General features: G+C 44.0%; 2 protein-coding genes. One reads left to right on the top strand and one right to left on the bottom strand.

Annotated elements, in window-relative coordinates; genetic code table 11:
* The first annotated feature begins 303 nt into the window (after positions 1-303).
* Positions 304-651, top strand: coding sequence for a hypothetical protein (locus tag GNF10_RS36575; protein WP_185582867.1), 348 nt, complete (start codon positions 304-306; stop codon positions 649-651).
* Between the two features lie 122 nt (positions 652-773).
* Here GNF10_RS36575 and GNF10_RS36570 read toward each other — a convergent pair.
* The coding region (locus GNF10_RS36570) for a dihydroxy-acid dehydratase (protein WP_185607473.1) at positions 774-2,063 on the bottom strand (1,290 nt) is incomplete at its 5' end.

Here is a 2,063-nt window from a genome sequence, read left to right as displayed (position 1 = left end):
GTATTAAATTTATGATGGTAAACTGGGTTTAGCCGTTAGCAATTTAATTAAAAAAATCATCTATCTTAAGAAATAAATTTAGATTAATTGTTGCTAGCAAAAGATAATTTAAATTCTATCTTTGGGGGGATAAATATTTAAGCTGTAATAGGAGTTTGGAGAAAATAATAGACATCAATATGGTAATCTTATTTGATTCAAAAACTACTACATTCCATACACGTGAATATTTAATTTCCTGAAAGCCTTATCTGATTGGGATTTTGCTAAATTCCACTCTGATTCAGGCTCGTCAATATTTAAATGCGTTGGCCCCTGGTTGCCGATCCTGCCCAAACATTAAATCAGTGGTTGACTGCACAATCGATTGATCCTTTTGTTTACAAAGTTGTTCGTCAGCAATCTTATGGGATGTATACTGCTGACCCGGAGGCAATTGGAGTTGGTTTCTTTGCTTACATCGGTACTTCTGGCGATCGCAGTCTGCGAATTGAAGGTGGTAGTATTCAACTTGCAATTGCATTTACTCACTTTTTAGGCGGATGCCTACGGCGGCAAGCTACGCATCCATCTAAACACTCCAGTTGCGCGAATTCAGCAGCAAAAACAAACTGTTGCTGTGAGCCTAAAAACTCTTTAGGGGCAGGTTAAAGTATTTTGCGATTGGATTGTTGTCACGATTCCCTGGAGTGTCTTGCGCCATTTGTCTATTGAAGCTCCACTTACACAGGCACAATGAGAAGCGATAGCCCACTTGCCTTATGGAGCATCGGTTAAGACCTTACTTCAGTACCCCAACCGTTTCTGACAGCAATTTTGAACAAGTCCAAATCTGTCACAGCCCCAAGACTGCTAGAAGATACCAGTTTGGCATATTTCGCCAACACGCCTTTAGTGTAACGTGGGGCGGGGGGTTGCCAATTAGCACGACGACGGGCTAATTCTTCTTCGGAGATATTCAACTGCAATGAACGAGCAGGTGCATCAATCGTAATACTATCGCCTTCTTCTACAAGAGCGATCGCACCACCAACGGCTGCTTCTGGAGCAACATGACCAACCACCATGCCATAAGTACCACCAGAAAAGCGCCCATCGGTAATTAATCCCACCGCATCACCCAAACCAGCCCCGATAATTGCCGAAGTGGGAGCCAACATTTCTCGCATTCCAGGGCCACCCTTGGGCCCTTCATAGCGGATAACCAAAATATCACCAGCTTGAATTTTACCCGCCAAAATTGCATCTAAAGAAGCTTCTTCCGACTCAAACACCCGTGCAGGCCCGGTAATTACTGGTTTTTTCACCCCGGTAATTTTAGCAACAGCCCCTTCCGTTGCTAGATTACCTCTGAGGATGGCTAAATGTCCTTGAGCATACATCGGGTTATCCCAAGTTCGAATCACATCTTGATTGGCGGATGGTTCTTCGGGGATGTCTGCTAATATCTCTGCAATGGTTTGACCAGAGATCGTAATGCTATCTCCATGTATTAAATCATGGGCGAGTAGCATTTTCATCACTTGGGGAATGCCACCAGCTTTGTGCAAATCTGTAGCGACATACTTACCACTTGGTTTTAAATCACACAAAACGGGAACACGGGCGCGGATTGTCTCAAAGTCATCCAAGGTTAACTCCACATTAGCAGCGCGAGCGATCGCTAAAAAGTGCAATACTGCATTGGTCGAACCACCCACCGCCATAATCACAGAGATAGCATTCTCTATAGATTTGCGGGTGATAATTTGACTGGGTAAGATTTGTTGACGAATGGCTTCGACTAATACATAAGCTGATTTTTCCGTGCTATCGGCTTTTTCGGGATCTTCGGCTGCCATTGTGGAAGAATAGGGCAAACTCATTCCCATCGCTTCAAATGCTGAAGACATGGTGTTAGCTGTGAACATTCCCCCGCAGGAACCGGCACCCGGACAAGCGCGACTTTCAACTTCTAATAATTCCTTTTCGTCAATCTTCCCGGCACTGTATTGACCAACTGCTTCAAAAGAACTAACAACGGTTAAATCGCGTCCGTTATAGTGACCGGGTTTAATTGTACC

Origin of the sequence: Nostoc sp. UCD121 (genome assembly GCF_014222285.1) — a bacterium.
Lineage (GTDB): Bacteria > Cyanobacteriota > Cyanobacteriia > Cyanobacteriales > Nostocaceae > Nostoc.
The sequence above is the reverse complement of the archived record's forward strand: the minus strand, read 5'-3'. Positions and strand labels throughout refer to the sequence as shown.